Source organism: Alteromonas sp. KUL49, from assembly GCF_006538345.1.
Taxonomy (GTDB): domain Bacteria; phylum Pseudomonadota; class Gammaproteobacteria; order Enterobacterales; family Alteromonadaceae; genus Alteromonas.
The window spans coordinates 61,277-78,294 of the sequence record NZ_BJKL01000006.1; the positions used below are offsets into that span (position 1 = coordinate 61,277).

The following is a 17,018-nucleotide window of genomic DNA, read 5'->3' on the forward strand; positions in this document are numbered from 1 at the left end:
CAACGCTTTAATTATATTCATTGAAAGGCAACTACGAGTAAACCAAAGGCCATACTTAACCTCTGGTTAGCTCGCATTTTTACGTCTTAGGGTGCCGTGCTTGGACTTAGCACCAAATTAGAGAAGGTCACTTGGGTATAATCGCCATTGGCTTTATCTACCGCCCAATCACCTATGCCTGGACATGCTGTGTACCAACTTCCTGGTGCATTTTTGGTACTGCACTGGTTGTAAGCGCCGGCTTTAAAGTAATGCCAGTCAAGTGTGTAGCCAAACTTGTTATCAAGAGGATCCACATTACCGTATGCATCTACGTTATTTGTCAGATCAATGGAATAGGTAACGGTTTCTTTGCCTTCAGCAGTAAACTCAAGGTGCATAATGTTCTCATGCACATTAATAACATAGCTGAACTCTTCGCCCAGTTCGATGCCATTAGCCCCCGGGTCTGCAGGGTTTTCCCACGTATATCCCCACACTGGATAAGCAATATCTGTGCGGTTTGGGTCATCTTTGGCTAAGTTACGCTCGTAGGTCCAAAACACTGATCCTGTGTCGTGATCTGGCCATTTTTTATAATAGATTTTAATCGGCTCGTTACCCCAACCAAACAAGTCGCGAGTATTGCCGAGTAGAGTGGTGTCTTTTCCTGCGTGGATTTGCCCGATAACCACGGAGTAGGCAGGATTTTTATCTGGATTTCCCGCTCTAACGGCTACGTGGTCTACCTTAAGGCTGGCTTCCATTTTGCCACCAATTGAACCGAAAATACTCGACGCTGTGTGAGCCGCCAGTACGAAGTTATTTTTCGGGTGCTTGGTACCAATTCTGAAGTTACCACCGCGTAATTGCTGACGTAATTCAGAACGCGTATTCGATGAGTTCGACGTGGTTATCGCTTTGTTGGGCGCAGTAAATACCATACCGCCATTGTCGTCCAGATAGAAATAATCAGGATGAGAATAGGTTTGGATTTCTTGCACATCTATTTCGTCGATTTTTCCATCGCCGTTAGCGTCCATGGGTAAGGTAATTTTCCAATGGCTTAAGTCGAATCTATCGGCTGGCACTGGATTCGTAGAGGTAGTATTGGGCGTTGAGCCGCAAGCGGTGACTAACCCCGCAACAGCAAAAGTAGAAAAGATAAGTCTTACACGTTTATTGTTCAGCATATTCAACTCTTATTACGTGGTAGTGGTCAACCAAAAAGATAAGGGGGTGTAAAAATGTTAAAACCCCTGCAACTTTTGACATACCAATCAACAATAACACTATTACCAATATAAAATCAATTGCCTGACAATTGGGTAATAATTCGCGAGTTACACTGCTTCTTTTGAGATGTTCACGTATGGCCTTTAGGTGAATTGAGAGTACTTATTCACATAAAAATTACTTGTATTTAATAACTAGACTCAAATTTCAAAAAGCGGTTAGGTTATCCAATTGGATCCATCTATGACTGTCCAACTGTTGTTAGACTTCTCAAAAATTATTGTCCCACCAGCCCAACCTGCAGACCACTTCACATAAGCCTTGTTCGAACTTTTGTTGACAAAAAGCTCAATGTTAATGGGGTAAAAGACTCCCCATTTATCGCGAACTCTAGAAATTTCTTGGGAAGAGAGAACGATGGTTCTTACCGGTAACTGAAGGTTTGTATAGTTGTTTCTGTTACCCATTAGAAACAAAGTGTACATTTTATCTATTTCAGCTCGGTCTTCTGGTAAGGGAACCATTTGGTCAGAACGAGAATTTACGATAATTGCCTGTTCTTCAAATCCGACAATATTGTCAAGAACGGTTTCTAGTACAAATGAATAATCGTTGGGTTCTGCTGAATATTTGACAAAGGGCAAAGGGTCTTTGCTGTCAATCAATCCGTCTTCATCAGTGTCCTCAGCAAGCGCATTTAACCCCAATTTTTCCTCTAAAATGTCAGTTAAGCCGTCATTGTCAGAATCTTTGTATATGTCACTTAATTTGTATTCCAGATAAAGAGAACGCTCATCGGTATTAATTCTCAAACCAACAGGCGGAAACGAAATACTGGTAGGATCGATAGCAGCGTTTTTGACCTCAATGCGAACAAATTCCCCCTCTTTCATACTCAGTTTGGAATCTCTAACAACTTCGTAAGGTTGATTGGCTTGAATACCTAAATAGAGAGGGTTACTCCACGAAACGCCGTTGTCAGTGGAGTGAATAAGCCAATACCCTCCACCTGATACTTCGCCAACAGGATCAACATCATGATTTTGATATATTACAAAAGCTTCTTCACCTTGTTGGTCAACTCTTACGGCAGACCAATCTTGGATTGGTAGCGATAGATTAGCCGTGCTTTGCAGGTGAGTATTTGGTGAATCGTCACCCGCAGACATCAAATGCTCTTTAAAATATACGTTCCTATTGTGCGTAAAAAGGCTGACTGGGTTTGCATCATTACTTTGCCCTTCTTCAAAGCCCACTAACTCTTTCGTGTGCCTTAACCAAACCTCTCGCTTATCATCTAGTCTCGTTACAAATTCACGGTAATTTTCATAGCTCATATGCTCGCTCAATACGTCATTCCACACTGATTGATAAGTACCAGCCACAGCGGAGTTCAAGCTAATAGAATTAGCCAAGCTGTTTCCAATGTGAGTGTATCCATTGCCGATCGCTATTTTTGCTCCCAACATTCGAAAACCCGGTGCTTCGCCCTTCAATTTCCAGTATGCACCTTCATTTTCATCGTAAAAAGAGGAGGTGGAAGAACCTATGAAGTAGTCGTACAAATCCACATTGCTCGAATAATTCTCTATCAGTGTATTGAGTAATTCGCTCGTATGTAGGCTTTCAACGAAGTGCGAGTTTTTGAATGCTTCTGCTCCGTCTTTATTCCCTTTAGTTAAAAACTCGGCAAGAGTTTCATAGTAGAAATGAAAATATGCTCCATCAAGTGGATAGGAATATCCACTCAGTTCAATCGCCTCATTAAACTTCACACCCCTAATTAACTTATTGCGTATTGAGTCAGGCAGTGATTGAAGAACGCTTTCATACTCAGGCACGTACCCAAGTTTATACAGTGAATCTAGATACAAGCCCGTTAGATAAAGTCGTGTATTCTCATCAGTGGTAACTAAATCGCTTTCAAATAGTCGCTTAGAAAGCAATAATTTATGAGTGTCGCCCAATTGAGTTTCGTTAATTACGAACAAATCGATAGCCGCAGTATTATCAAAGTTAGTGTAAATCCAAGAAACAGCCTCCGGGCATCGACTTAAGCCACCGTCTTCTATAATCAATCTAAAACCGTCACCCCTTTTCGACAATCTATCTAACTGGTCTGGAACCAAACAACCCGCTGTGTCTAACCAAGTGTCTATTACAGTCTTAGTAAAATATTGCGAAGCGCTTCTATTGGAAAATAAATCAAGCGATGATTGGAGTAAGGCGTCAGTTTGTTGTTGCCAACCCTCTTCATCTGAATATGGCAATGCATCGATTTCCGATTTCTGAAGTATAAAATCGATAAGGGAGGTAATTTCAGAGTCTGGGATTTTTGAAATATCCCTTAACGCCTTTATGATTTCATCTTGAGATTTCTCGCTCGAAACAGCCAAATAAAGATAGTCTTCGAATTCATCTGGCGTAGTCATAAATCGCGCGCTGCTTTCTTTTACAAACGTATTGTACCTTGGCTCAACTAGGTCAGTTTCTTTCTTGGCTTTGTCATTGGACGTGCATGCAAAAAGGGTTGCTGCGACAAAACAAAGGGATAGTATTTTTTTCAACTCAATATCCTTTTGAAGCTTTAAGTATTGCTTTGTTTTATCTGACCATATCATTTACATAAGCAAATCCTCAAAGTGTTTTCTAACTTCGACTATAAGTTTAAACCTTAGATAAAATGTGAAGATAATTGCTATTTAGACTCTCAAAGTCATGAATGTACTAGTGAGCGTAGGTATGAATAACGTCTAAAATGGCATCTTTCAACAAATACAGGGTTTGCTTGTTACCATCGTTAGACATAAGCACCATGCTAATTCCGGTCTCAATATCAGAGTACTTCAAAACATGGTGCGAAGGGTTACTGCCGTCGTGATGAATTGCAGTTACGGCACCTGCAATCACTGTATATCGTCCAAAGTCATATTCCATATGGTGTTGCTTGCCCGATAAGGGATGCTGTTTAACCAACTTAATTAACCTAGTTCCATTGAGTAATGTGCCATCCAACAATGCCGTTTCCCATCGCAAAAGATCTTGAGGTGTTGTGTATAGCGTTACGCCATTAATCGCTGTGGGATAATCACCTTATACAATCCCCTCTCTTGTGTTGACCTGTGTGAGTTGAACTGTGTTTGTCATTCCCAAGGGCTTAAAAAATGTTTCTTCGAGGTACTTGGTAAATGTTTTTCCGGTAACCCGCTCCACGATAAGTGCTCTTACTACAACATTAATATTGCCGTACAGGTAACCACTACCAGGAGCAAAGGCTAATTCCGGTATCTGAGTCATTTGATCAATAACTTCTTCAGTTTGAATATTCTCGTACCACCGTATTTTTGGTAGTCCAGACGTATGGTTGAGAACATGCTCAACATTTATGTCCTCTGCCCATTGAGGGAGCCAATCGAGATATTTGAGAATACTGTCGTCAAGAGACAGTTTTTGCTCCTCCACCAACTTCAAAATGGCAACTGTTGTGAACTCCTTACCTACCGAACCACTACTGAACCTGTGTGTCGGCGTAATTGGCTGACTATCTTGTGTGCTCCCCCCACTGAAATTTGCAACAGGGCCGCGATTTACCATTACAGCAATAGAGCCATTAAATCCTTGTTTCGTTGCGTAGTCCTTTGTAGTTTGGCGAATAGCACCATGCCAACTCTGACCGATATCCGTTGCTAGGGCGCTACTGCTAAACAACACGACGACACTAAAAGTGAATACCAAAATTGCGGACATTCTCATTTAGTTTTCCTCCTTATTGGTAAGCGACGCCTGAAGCAGAAATTCGAGTCTGTGCTTGAGTGGTCGCAACCATAATTCAGCGAATAGAATGGCGTAGACGAGAGGCCTAATGGCATAGGTTACATAATTTACCGTGTACTCAGCTTGAACATTTGAATGAACCACAATAGTGAGTCCACATACGAGTGAACTCGCGATACCAATAATGTAGGCGTATTCGAGTAGTGACTGACACTGTCGTATTTTAGTGTTTGGCGCAGACAAATTGACTGGCGGCACTAGGATCCAGTAGGTCGCTTTGAAAAAAGCAATGTATTTCTAGCCCCATATGAGACAAGTGAAAATACCATAAGCAACCCAAATACCATGACTGCTGAAATACGCTCCCAACTGGGGTATTTCGCAGTAAGGTCAATGATTAAATAGGCGCATATCGCTAATACACACATTCCCAACAAACCAGACCAATTAGGTGCTATTGATTCGGACTGACTAGCGTTATTAGCAACATGCTGGCTTATTTCTAAATCTTTGGGACTCAATTCGAACACTGATGCCAGCGCCAAAGCAGACTCCAAAGAACAACTTCCTCTTTTTCAATCCGCTGAATGGTACGTTCACTCAATCCAGATATCGTGGCTAACCTACTCTGAGACCAACCTCGTTCCTTCCGTAAAACAACGAGTTTTTCTTTATCTAATTCCATCTACCAACCTAGCGACAACTAAACAACTACTGCGTTTGTCTACTATGCCATTGAATAGCAAGAACGCCACGACATACACCCGACAATCCCACGTAAAGTGCATGCCAGAAGCAAAATATGTATGGAATTTAACTTCTACTACCGTCATCTAGTTGCTAGCTTTTATTCTCTAATAGAGTAAAAGCAACGCAATTTGAGTAGGCGATTAGAGAGGGAAAATTGCTTTTCAATATTGTCTTTTCAACAAAACACATTTGGAAACTACATGGATAGTAAAATAATCAGGACGATTGCTTTCACGTCGCTTTTGTTTTGTACGGGCGCCTTATCACAAACGGCGAGAGTATGTGAAAAATGCAGCGCAGAAGAGGCTGCCATATCATATGCAAAGTCCCTAGCTCCACGTTTAACGTGTTCACTAGCACTCAATGGTGAGACTGAATGCTACTCACCCCAAAAGACCGTCACCTTTGTTGATGCTAATTCTGGGCAGTCATACAAATATGAGGTGTTTAGAGACAGTGCTCCCCCGTACGCAGTTCACGTTAAAAGAGTTCCACTGTCCCGTGAAAGCGAAGCGTCATTTAAAACACTCATGCAATTTATCGTTGATGCGAACGCAGCTATATCCAACGCTTCTACTCGTTTTGATGCGCTTGTTAACAGTGCATCAGATGAGTTCCAGCAGGTAAGTGCTATCGGCGAGTCTCAACCAGCAACTGAATGCCCATCAAGCAGTGCACTGAGCACACTAGTTAATCCCAATACTCTAGATACTATTCAAAGCAGAGCGGCTATTGAAATTGGTGCTAAGCTCGAAAACATAGACGATTACAGCCAGTTGAATTTTGCAAAAGTTGGCCACCAATGGAGTATTGACTTTAACGGTTTGAACAGCACTATCGTGACGGAGGGCCACCACAGAAACAAGCTCTTTATTGTCACATTTGGCCAGTCAGAACGACAAAGCGATAGAAAAGACTTTTTCGCGTACAGCGTTGATATTATTGGCTTTGACAGCCAACACATACCCATAGTGGATTTGACTCTTTCAGATGCCTCTCGCGTTGCTGGGTACTCTTTGGGAGCACTCAAAGGAGCCAACGGCCCATTAGAAATCATCGACGAGTGCATATTGACCCAGTTCGCTAACGCGGTTGAACAGGGCGTTTTGGTTTCACTAGCTAGCTCTAATGCTTCAAGCCCAGAGTTTCAAGCAAGATGCACTACCAGTGAGCTAGCGTACTGGGGTAACGAAATACGTCAAAACAATCAGGCTTTTTTGTTTAGAGTGTGTGATTAGAAACAACTAGTGCTAAGAAACACTTTTTACTGGGAAAGCCACTGAACGATAATATTTTGGATCGCAGGATAACTTGCAGACGAAACTTTCTTAAGGTTGTCGAGTTCCGTTGTACAAAACTCGGAATAATTTGATGACGTAACTTCTTGCTCTCCACTTTCTTGAATAACTTTAATACACGACTTAAAAGACTCAAAAGCTTCATAGACTGGATCCTCTTGAGCCGTTACTGACAAAGGCGAAGCAGAGATTGAACAAACCAATAGTGGAGCAAAAAGTTGACGTAAGTGCATGATAACATTCCTTGTTTTTCTTTAAACATAGTTGACTTGTAGGGAGCAGCTCTATAATTTAATGACCAAAATAAGAACTGTCAATGGAGTGACGTATGATGTATCGCGTATTTTTGCTAGCTATTATTTGCCTATTCAGTCAAACATCGCAAGCGGCCTACTTTGTAAATTTACCTGCCTCACCAAACTCAACTGGTAACTTCACACTCAGCTGGAATGCAGAGTTAACTGATGCTGGCGGGTATTATCTGTACCAAACAGTTTCAGGCACAACTACCACTATTTACAGTGGCTCGGCTAGAACTAAAACTCTGTCTGGGCTATCTAGTGGAACATACACCTATGAACTAAGAGGTTTAACTACATCGTGGATAGGAGGCGAGCCAGTTATCAGAAATGTCTCAATGGATACCTATTCCATCGTTGTCAATTCTGTATCTGTTCCGCCCAAAATGAGTACTCCATCAGTACCATCTTCTTCTGATTGGTCCATACCTGTTAGCTGGTCACAAAGCTCGGGTTCACAAGTTACTCAATATCAACTCGATGTGAAAAAAGATAACGGCTCTTACTCTACAGCGTATAGCGGCTCGTCAAGAAGTTACACCTATAACGCGTCATCAAACGGTACATACACGTTCAGAGTACGCGCAAGAAATAGTGCTGGTTGGGGGGCGTACAGTAACACTGCATCATCTTCAGTTACTAGTTCAAACACTGGCGCAGGCATAGACAGCATTCCTGATCAAGTCGTCACCTCGCTCAATGGAGCAAACCTTAACAGTGACCTAGTAGGAGAAATTCAAGCAACGAGTAGCGTTGATGGTGGAGCATTCAAATATTCAGTACCAATTACACTACCGCCTGGTCGAAAAGGAATGAGCCCTTCAGTATCGCTTAACTACTCAAGTCAGAATGGTGCAGGTGTTGCTGGATTTGGGTGGAGTCTCGCAGGAAGTGGCGCGATTCATCGTTGTGCAGATATCTATGACCTAGAATCAAGTGCAGTCTCGGTTCAATACAACCTATACGACAAGTTATGTATCAATGGCGAGCGTTTGCTTGCAACGAGTGGTACCTATGGTTATTCGGGTACAAAGTATCAAACAGAACGAAATCCGTCGTTTACGGTTGAACAAGTTGGCGGTCACTTGAACTCCGACAGTGTCTCCTTTGTTGTTCACTACACCAATGGCAATTCAGCCGAATACGGTTCAGATGCAAATTCTAGAAAAAAACGCAGCGGTCACGGCGTATCAGAAAGCTGGATGTTGCATATTCTAGAGGACACATTCGGCAATCAGGTAGAATATGAATACACATTAACAACTGGGAACAGTTACCTTAAAAATATTTATTACACTGGGCTCAACGGCCAGAGAGGTAACCGTGTTGTTTCCTTTGTATATACCAGTATTCCTACATCTTATAGTTATTCATACGGCGGAAAGTCTGCTTCAAACAAACTTCTTCAACGTATTGACGTCAAAATTAATAATGTCACCGTGGCAAATTGGCGACTAGGTCACACAACGGCGGTCAATGACGACATCCATGACGTAAAACTGTTGGAAGAGTTAAAATACTGTGAGGGTTCTAGCAGTACCGAATGTGTTGCAACGGACTTTGACTGGTATGAAATGGATTATGATTACTCAGCCACCAGCAATCACCCACTGGCCAGTGTTACCGACCAATTCAATGTTGGACAGACAGTCTATCGTGAGGGAGATTTTGATAACGACGGAGTACAGGACTTACACGGTGCTGAGCGTATTTACCTCTCATCTGGCGGAACGCTAAATTACAGTAGCCTACCGGGCTTTTCTACCAATTATGGTGATAGTGACGAAGATACGCCATTTGCGCAGCAGTCAGATGGTTATAGATATACCTCTGTGCAAGGGGTAATGGACTATGATGGTGATGGAAACAGTGATTTAATTTATAAAGATTCGAGCAGTAAAATCAGAATTGCTCTGATGAACAAAGGTGTTATCAAAGGAACTGTTAATACCAATATCAGTGCCGCCTGTAGTTTGAGCTATGTGAATGTTCGCACCACCCCATTCTGCAACAACTTCATTCTAGATTTTGACGGTGACGGCTGGAAAGACTTACTAGTAGCGACAAAAGCAGTTTCCGCAAATGTCTACGACAGCACAATTACCTATAAGGCCTATAGAAATAAAGGCAATAGCACAGGGTTCAACTACGCGGGTGAGTTTCAATTGGACCTTCGCTGGGCATTAACACCGCTTGACGTAAACGGTGATGGTCTTCTTGATTTAGCGGCATCATCTTTTGGTAAAGCACCATATTGGTACCAGACAAGCTACAACAGAAGTACTGGTCGAGTGAGCTTTACTCACAAAAACCACACATTGAACGTTAACTACAATGAAGCGCTTCGCAATAAACCCGGTCGCTGGGTTGATTTTAATGGTGATGGCCTTCCAGACATACTAACGCTGCATTTAAAAAACTCCTTCGACGCAACATATACTTACTCAGTAGTCATAAATAAAGGCAACGGAAAGTTCGAGTCTCCAGTATCTACTGGTAAACAAGAATTAGCACATGTATCCAGTATCCACGGGGGTATTGTTGATGAGAATGCAGTTGAGGGTCAGGTTTATACCAGCTTTATTAAAGTATTCGACTTTAATGGCGATGGGCGACAAGATTTACTGATACCAACGCAGAAAACAGCTAACCGATATTTATGTTGGGACCAAGATTCAAATCAAGCTTGTGATGCTATTGATGGCGCAGAGTTTCCTCGTTTTCATATTTATGACGTTTTTGAATGGGACGTATGGATCACACAGGAAAATGGCACATCTTTCGTTCAACACGAATTAGGTTCAGGTATTACGGGTGCACTGGCCACCATGTCCGTAGTTGATGTTAATGGAGATGGTCGAGATGATTTTGTTAGTGGTATTGGATTTGAGTCTGACGCCACTCACAGAAGATGGCGCTATGGGAATCCGTTTTTTGGTAACTACCCTCGTGGATACGTTATTTCACAAAGAGATAGCACTGACAACTTTGCTATTTCGGAAGTATCTACCGGCATGGGGACAGAAGCTAAAATTAGCTACGCTCAACTCGCCGATGCCACAGTAGCAAATGATAGCTTTGTGCTTGATTTAGGGCACCCATATGTGCGCTTTACTAATACTATGCGTGTGGTAGATGAATATAGTACCGACAACGGCGTAGGTTCGTTTAACACAACATTTTATGAGTATGGTGCACCAATATTCCACTTAGCAGGTCGCGGATTTCAAGGGTTTGAAAAAATAGTGACCACAACATCACAAGCTATAACCAAAGGCGCTTATGCGACCCTAGACGTTCAAACAACCATAAATTTCAACTATGAATTCCCGTGGTCAGGTATGGTTGCTTCTACACAAACCAAAGACATTACTCACGGCTACCTACTATCTGAAACTTCAAACACACTCTCTTCAGATGACCATACGTATAGCAGTGGCACGCCTTACTGCTTCTATTCGCCAGTAAGTACACAAATTAGTTACCAACAAGATGGTAGTGAAATGTCACGAACTACCACTTCTACTAAAAAGCGATTACCTTCAGATGCAAGCTACCCATTCTGTCAGCCCGAAGAAGTAGTTGTTACCGCTACGGACGACTACACCACAAAAACGGTAACAACAGACTTTGAATACTACAACAGTGGCTATGTGAGCATGCTAAGCGACAAAACTGTCAAACAACAAGCCACTTACAGCCTCTCTGGTTTACCCACGGGCGCAAGAAGCACCAAAACGGTAACTCACTATACTAAGTACAATTCGAGCAACTTTGCAGTAACGGAAACCGGGATTAAAAATAGTAGCGGTAACGTTGAGCAATCAACAAAATATTCGTATTTCAATAGTTATGGTATTCCTGAACGCGTTACTCAAGGTAGTCGCTGGTTACACAATACGTACAGAAGCGACGGTTACTTTATAGAATCTGTTAGCAATAGACAGTGGGGCCTAAACGTAGACGCTACCACATACTTCTACAATGATTTAACGGGTATTCCCGAAATTCAAATAGACGCCAACGGAATTACTACCACAACGAATACCGACTTTTTAGGTAACGTTTTAAGTACATCAACAACCAAAAACGGTGTACTACTGGCTCCTCCAGTATATACACAACGAGTTTGGCAATCAGGTAGTTACGCTGCACGAATTAAAACCGTGCAAGACGGAAGCCCTATAGTCACTGCATACCTAGACTCGCTCGGCAGAGAAGTGAAGTCACAAAGTACTGGTTTTAGCGGAGCACTGGTGACCAGTCAAACCATCTATGACGAACGTGGCAATATTTATCAACAAGTGACGCCAACGTCTGATTACAGCACAAGAACATCGGTAACTTACGGTGAATATGACGCTTGGAATCGCCCTAGCTACAAAGACGTTGATGATGGTTTTGTGCGTTACACGTCTACATATACCTATGATGGTCTTAAAACAGACATACTCGTTAATGGCACGTCATTGGCTCAAGGCTCTACCGCTAGCAACATAGGGTCTAGAACCGCTACCGTAGGTAACATGTCTCGTATATACAACTCAATGGGGCAATTGTTAAAAACGGTAGACGCGAAGAATGGTTCAACATACTTTGCTTATGATGGAGCGGGCAACCCTGACTACATCAAAGATGCCAAAGGCAAAACCATAACGGCTGTATACAACGATATTGGTGAAAAACTCAGCTTCAATGACCCCAATATGGGGCAATGGACATTCACTTATAACCAGTATGGTGAGTTAGAACGACAAACCGATGCCCGTAATGTTCAAACTGTACCTGTTTATGATTACCTAGGCCGAATTAAGTCGGTCAGTGGCCGCTCGTGGACATATGATGTTGCTGGATACGGACTTCTTGATTCGACCAATTCTGGCACTGGGCAAATTAAGTCATATGACTATGATGCACAGTTACGTGTAGACCACATTACAACTACCATCGACAACATCAATTTTGTACAAAAGTATGCCTACAACGCCACACTAGGCAGCTTAAAAGGTGAAGAATTCCCCAGCGGTGAAGTCATTGGCTATGAGTACAATCGTTATGGTTTTGTTGAAAGGGAATACAGATTAACCAGCAGCGGTGAACAGACCTTAAGAGAAATAAGTTCACTCGACGCCTTCGGTAATATCAAACAACAAATCATTGGTGGAGATATTCACCAAACGTTTTATCGAGAAGACAGTGGTGCCGTAGAAAGCATTTGCGCAGGCACAAGTTTTTCGTGCACGGTTAAATATCAACACATCTCCTATGATTACGACCAAATGGGAAATTTGGTTAAACAACGTAACGAACAAACTGGTCTTGAAGAGCAATATGTATACGACAACTTAATGCGTGTTCAAGGGGCCAGATACACTCGTGGTTCAACGGTACTGGGTAACTACAACTACGATTATGATGCAGTGGGGAACCTAACCAACAAGAGTGACTATGCTACCTTCTATGGTTATAACTCGTCCAAATCGGGTGGTGGAAATGCTGGCCCTAATGCGGTCAGACGAATCACCCGAGCAAGTGGAGGTACTGTATACTTCGAGTACGACAATAACGGAAACATGACCAAAGGTGATGGGTTAACGCAAGCTATCTACAACGTTGACAATAAACCCACCAAAATCGTCAAACACAGCGTTACGGCTACATTCGCCTACGGCGAAGATGGTATGCGCTTTAAACAAACCAAAACGGCCAGCGGGCAAACCACCACTACCTACTACATAGGCAAAGGGTTTGAGCGTGAAATTCAGCCTGGCAACCACATTGTTGATAAAACTTATGTGGGTGATCACACCACGCTTTACACCACGGTATCGGGCTCACCAGATTACCCTGCATCTGTTTTACATTCATTGGTTGACCGACTGGGAAGCGCCACCACGCTTCTACGAGGCGACCAGACTAACCCGAGTATTATTAGACATCGTGCTCATGGCATATTCGGTAGACCTATCGATGCGGGTACTGGCGGATTACTCACGTCATTAGCTTCATGGGACAATTTCAACCGGGGCTACACGGGACATGAGCAGTTAGTTGAACAAAAACTGATTCATATGAACGGGCGGGTGTATGACTATAACCTTGGTCGGTTTATGTCGGTTGACCCTGTTATTCAAGCGCCTACGAATAGTCAGAGCATGAACCCGTATTCGTATATTATGAATAACCCGATGGCGGGGGTTGATCCTAGTGGATACACCGCCGAAACTCCTACTGAGATCCCCCAAACCGCCACGGATACGCAGCAAGCAGATTTATCTAACACCAAATTCTCAAAAATTGAGAAAATGGATGACGGCAATGTATACGGCACAACTACCAGTGGAGAAGTATACAAGCTAGACAAGGTCACCGTTTCGAATGGCGCAGGGAATACAATTAGTACTTTCACGTTTGATTCGAGTAACGGAAATGGTACGGCTAACGTAGGGAAGCCTAGTAAAAGCCAAGTGACTCATGAAGACGGCTATACCAATTACGGAGGATATAGAGTCAACTGGAGAAATGTTCAACAGTCAATTCTTGATGGGCAAGGCTCCGTTGTTTCCCCCAAAGACCTAAGAGAAAATGTTCCGGGGGACCTCCTAAATTTAGCAATGTCTGACTTTGAAGCGTTTACGGATCAAGCGCTTATAGCAGGCATGAATAGTAGCTCAATGGAACGAGCTTCGATGTTTGGTGGTAGCGTAGATATGGCTACTTCTGCCGCAGTTGCAGGCCTTGCGCTTATGAGACATCACGGAAGTAATGTAACCTCACCCACCTATAGAGAGCTTGCAGGTTTGGTAAAAGGGTTTGAGGCTCATCATATATTGCCACAGTATTTAGGAAAGCAGCTTGGTTATACGCAGAAGCAAATGTTAGATCATCCTGCGATACTAATACCAAAATTTAAGCATACGGGAGCATTAAATCCTGATGCCTATCACAAGGTAATCAATAGGTACCTGCCTAGAAATCAGACGTATACTCCACAACAAATTCGCGGAGGTCTGCAAAGGGCCTATGAAGACCTCGGGAAACCTGAGCTTTATAGATCGGTTGAAGGGTTAATAAAATAACATGATGAAACTTAAAGATCTCGACTTATCAGCTTTGTCTGAAAATCCAATAATGGAGTTAGATTATGCTGAGGAAACTGATGGGGAAATACTAGTTAGACCAGTGATGAATTGGTCCGAAGAACTATTTAATTCTCAGTTGATTGTCAGAACGCAGTTTGTGGACCGTGAGCAGAAAAGCTATATCGGTTGGGCATATTTGAACTCAACGAGTCAAATATGTGACTCGCAACCTAATATCATTTTTGAATCAGGGGAATTATTAAGTTTTTGGTATGGCGTTTCAAAACCTTCCAATCGTTCCATAGATTTGTGTAGCAAGAAAGAAATTAAATTTCCTTTGCAGTTCGACTGTTATCATAACGACAAAATTCCTCACATTTACGGTGAGCTAGAAGGACTTTACTACTTTGATTCTTCATTCAAAGAAACAGTTTTTAAGCTTTAGACTCTGGTTGATAGTATAAAGCCCGCATCAAGCAGCTTTGTTGTCCTAGGCCGCTAGTTCTGAGTTAAAAAGCTCTATATGGTCACTCCGGCTGAGTCAAATGTATTCAGCCGCTTTTCGTATTTTTAGATACGCGTTTTAATTAACTCATTGTCTATTACCCTAAACAGTATTCTGCCTAATGAAATACGGCCTCATAACATATATCCGGCGTCGTAATGACCTAGTTAGCTGGTCGGAAACATCTAGTTGGACACCCGCCTTAACTGACCGCCAGTACAATTACGTTGGCGGTTAGAAATCTTCACACTGAGGTGAGTAGCCTCTGTTGAGATGACCCCAATGCCCAAAGCCAGACGCTCCCAAATTAGTTTGTCAGACACGCCCTAATATCACTGTGTATCGCGCTGTGTTCGCCGCGCATTTTCTAAAATACTAATCGGACAACTATATTAATGAGCACAAAATATTACTTGTAGCTGTTTTACGATTCATATATTCAATTAAATCTCAAAAACCTTGATATTTTCCGAATTCAGAGGCAGTGCAAAATAAAAAATCAGGCTCAGAAAAATTTCAATGCAAGCTATAAAGAAATACTGGGATACATGATAGACACCAATAATTCCATTATTTTTAGTTTTAAAACTTTTTCTTAAAAAATAGAAACACAGCCATTTTAATTTGCTAAATAGGCATTTTAATATGTATCATTGATGCGTTTATACTGTCTTAATGGCAGTTTAAATCAACCCTAAATATCATTCTAAATTTCAATTACGACATGGAGTCATCGATGGATAAAAATGCAAGAAGAAACACACTAAAACTAATCGGAGCAGGGGCTATCGTGGGAGCTTTGAGTGCACCTCCACAGGAAGCAAATGCAAGCGTTGGTGTCAATAGCAACCTATATAATGTTAAAGACTACGGCGCGAGAGGAGATGGTAGTGATGATACAACAGCAATAAAGAATGCCATATCTACAATGATGAGTAGTGGTGGAGGAACACTCTACTTTCCTCAGGGCAAATATACTATTAATAGCACGCTTTCTTTCAATAATTTTCAGGGAGCAATAACAGGTGATGGTATCGAATTATCTATTCTAATTTTCAACGATAGCGACGGAATTAGGATTGATAATACAGCGTTTCCAGAGCCAACATTTCACCTCAAGCCCTCTGTTTTTATCGAAGGCTTATCTCTTCTTACAAAAAATCTGGAACAAGAGTCGGGCTTCATTATGAGGGCAAAAGAACATCCGCATTGGGTAAACAGTTAACTTGTATAAATTGTCAATTTAGAGGTTATAGTGATCGTGAGGCTTGGAAAATAGCTGCCTCCATATCAGAGGGGTCTATGAGTGAATTTCGAGGGGTTTATTTTAAAGGGCACACCAGTAATGTTGATGTCATGCAATATGCTCTTCGACTCAGTAACAATACGATAGATATCAAAGTTATAGGTTGTTATTTCTATTGGTGTATGAATGGAATAGCTTTTGAAGGTAACAATAATAATGCAGGTGAGGGTCTAGTTGTTTCCTATTGCCATTTTGTTCCCGTGAGATATGGTATAGTTTCTAGAAAAAACACTGGTAATTATCTAGCTATTGATAACAATCACATTGCCGCTCATTCACGCGGTATTCTTCTCGGCGACAGCCAAACTAATGGTTCAAATCACTCCCAAGTAAATAATAATCTAATTTTCAAGTCAGCTACCTCTACAAGCGGATTTGTTGGAATTCATGTTTACGCGGAGCGTTGCACAATTATTGGTAACGAAATAATGAACGAAGGGCTATCAGGATCCGAGAATGGTATTGTACTGGATGGCTCGTCTTTTTCGCGTGTAATAGGTAATCTTTGTTACCGACAAGATACAGGTATTTGGATTAAAGGTAATTCAAACAGAAACATTGTCTCGGACAATATTGGAGACACTGTAAGTAACTCTGTTTACAACCAAGGCTCAAACAATCTGGTTAATAATAATATTTGATATTGACCAGATTTCATTACATAGACTGACCAAAAGCTTTTTAGGGCTTTCGACACTTTGATTTGAGTGTCTGAGCCCTATTTACCAAGCTACATATGGGTTAATGACTTTTGAACCTTTAAATATCTAAATTTTGTGAAAATCTGTC

At 41.9% G+C, this 17,018-nt stretch carries 13 protein-coding genes; 5 read left to right on the top strand and 8 right to left on the bottom strand.

Going from position 1 to position 17,018, the window contains the following annotated elements:
- Window positions 1–86 precede the first annotated feature (86 nt).
- The 7 genes from EYS00_RS11690 to EYS00_RS20965 all read right to left on the bottom strand — a co-directional run bounded on the left by EYS00_RS11690 (window position 87) and on the right by EYS00_RS20965 (window position 5,674).
- On the bottom strand, window positions 87–1,172 hold the full coding sequence (locus EYS00_RS11690) for a polysaccharide lyase family 7 protein (protein ID WP_130636738.1): 1,086 nt from the start codon (window positions 1,170–1,172) through the stop codon (window positions 87–89).
- 261 nt (window positions 1,173–1,433) lie between these two features.
- A complete protein-coding gene (locus tag EYS00_RS11695) occupies window positions 1,434–3,782 on the bottom strand; it encodes a hypothetical protein (protein WP_130636741.1) in 2,349 nt (782 codons plus the stop codon).
- A gap of 160 nt (window positions 3,783–3,942) precedes the next feature.
- The gene (locus tag EYS00_RS11700; protein ID WP_130636743.1) at window positions 3,943–4,233 is read right to left on the bottom strand and encodes a hypothetical protein; all 291 of its coding nucleotides are present in this window, start codon (window positions 4,231–4,233) and stop codon (window positions 3,943–3,945) included.
- Window positions 4,234–4,308: 75 nt separating this feature from the next.
- Window positions 4,309–4,968 carry a serine hydrolase gene (locus tag EYS00_RS11705; RefSeq protein WP_130636746.1) on the bottom strand — a complete coding sequence of 220 codons (660 nt, stop codon included), beginning with the start codon at window positions 4,966–4,968 and terminating at the stop codon, window positions 4,309–4,311.
- Entirely contained in the window at window positions 4,969–5,247 is a 279-nt protein-coding gene (locus EYS00_RS11710) for a hypothetical protein (protein ID WP_130636749.1), read from the bottom strand. It abuts the gene before it with no gap.
- Complete coding sequence (locus EYS00_RS11715) at window positions 5,247–5,546, bottom strand: hypothetical protein (protein ID WP_242618764.1); 300 nt, start codon at window positions 5,544–5,546, stop codon at window positions 5,247–5,249. The genes EYS00_RS11710 and EYS00_RS11715 overlap by 1 nt, the downstream gene beginning before the upstream one ends.
- Window positions 5,507–5,674: a helix-turn-helix transcriptional regulator gene (locus EYS00_RS20965; RefSeq protein WP_242618751.1), complete on the bottom strand. Its 168-nt coding sequence runs from the start codon at window positions 5,672–5,674 to the stop codon at window positions 5,507–5,509. The genes EYS00_RS11715 and EYS00_RS20965 overlap by 40 nt, the downstream gene beginning before the upstream one ends.
- A gap of 265 nt (window positions 5,675–5,939) precedes the next feature.
- Between EYS00_RS20965 and EYS00_RS11720 the strand changes: the two genes are divergently transcribed.
- Window positions 5,940–6,977 (top strand): hypothetical protein, encoded by a 1,038-nt coding sequence (locus EYS00_RS11720; protein ID WP_130636751.1) that lies wholly within the window; start codon window positions 5,940–5,942, stop codon window positions 6,975–6,977.
- A gap of 26 nt (window positions 6,978–7,003) precedes the next feature.
- Here the strand turns inward: EYS00_RS11720 and EYS00_RS11725 are convergent, their stop codons facing one another.
- Window positions 7,004–7,270, bottom strand: a complete 267-nt coding sequence (locus tag EYS00_RS11725) for a hypothetical protein (protein ID WP_130636754.1) — start codon at window positions 7,268–7,270, stop codon at window positions 7,004–7,006.
- Window positions 7,271–7,365: 95 nt separating this feature from the next.
- On the opposite strand from EYS00_RS11725, the gene EYS00_RS11730 reads away from it, so the two are divergent.
- The 4 genes from EYS00_RS11730 to EYS00_RS11745 all read left to right on the top strand — a co-directional run bounded on the left by EYS00_RS11730 (window position 7,366) and on the right by EYS00_RS11745 (window position 16,870).
- Window positions 7,366–14,415, top strand: a complete 7,050-nt coding sequence (locus EYS00_RS11730) for an RHS repeat-associated core domain-containing protein (RefSeq protein WP_130636756.1) — start codon at window positions 7,366–7,368, stop codon at window positions 14,413–14,415.
- A 1-nt stretch (window position 14,416) separates the two neighbouring features.
- The gene (locus EYS00_RS11735) at window positions 14,417–14,863 is read left to right on the top strand and encodes a hypothetical protein (RefSeq protein WP_130636758.1); all 447 of its coding nucleotides are present in this window, start codon (window positions 14,417–14,419) and stop codon (window positions 14,861–14,863) included.
- Window positions 14,864–15,659: 796 nt separating this feature from the next.
- On the top strand, window positions 15,660–16,148 hold the full coding sequence (locus EYS00_RS11740) for a glycosyl hydrolase family 28-related protein (protein ID WP_130636760.1): 489 nt from the start codon (window positions 15,660–15,662) through the stop codon (window positions 16,146–16,148).
- 77 nt (window positions 16,149–16,225) lie between these two features.
- Window positions 16,226–16,870, top strand: a complete 645-nt coding sequence (locus tag EYS00_RS11745; RefSeq protein WP_130636763.1) for a NosD domain-containing protein — start codon at window positions 16,226–16,228, stop codon at window positions 16,868–16,870.
- The last annotated feature ends 148 nt before the right edge of the window (window positions 16,871–17,018 follow it).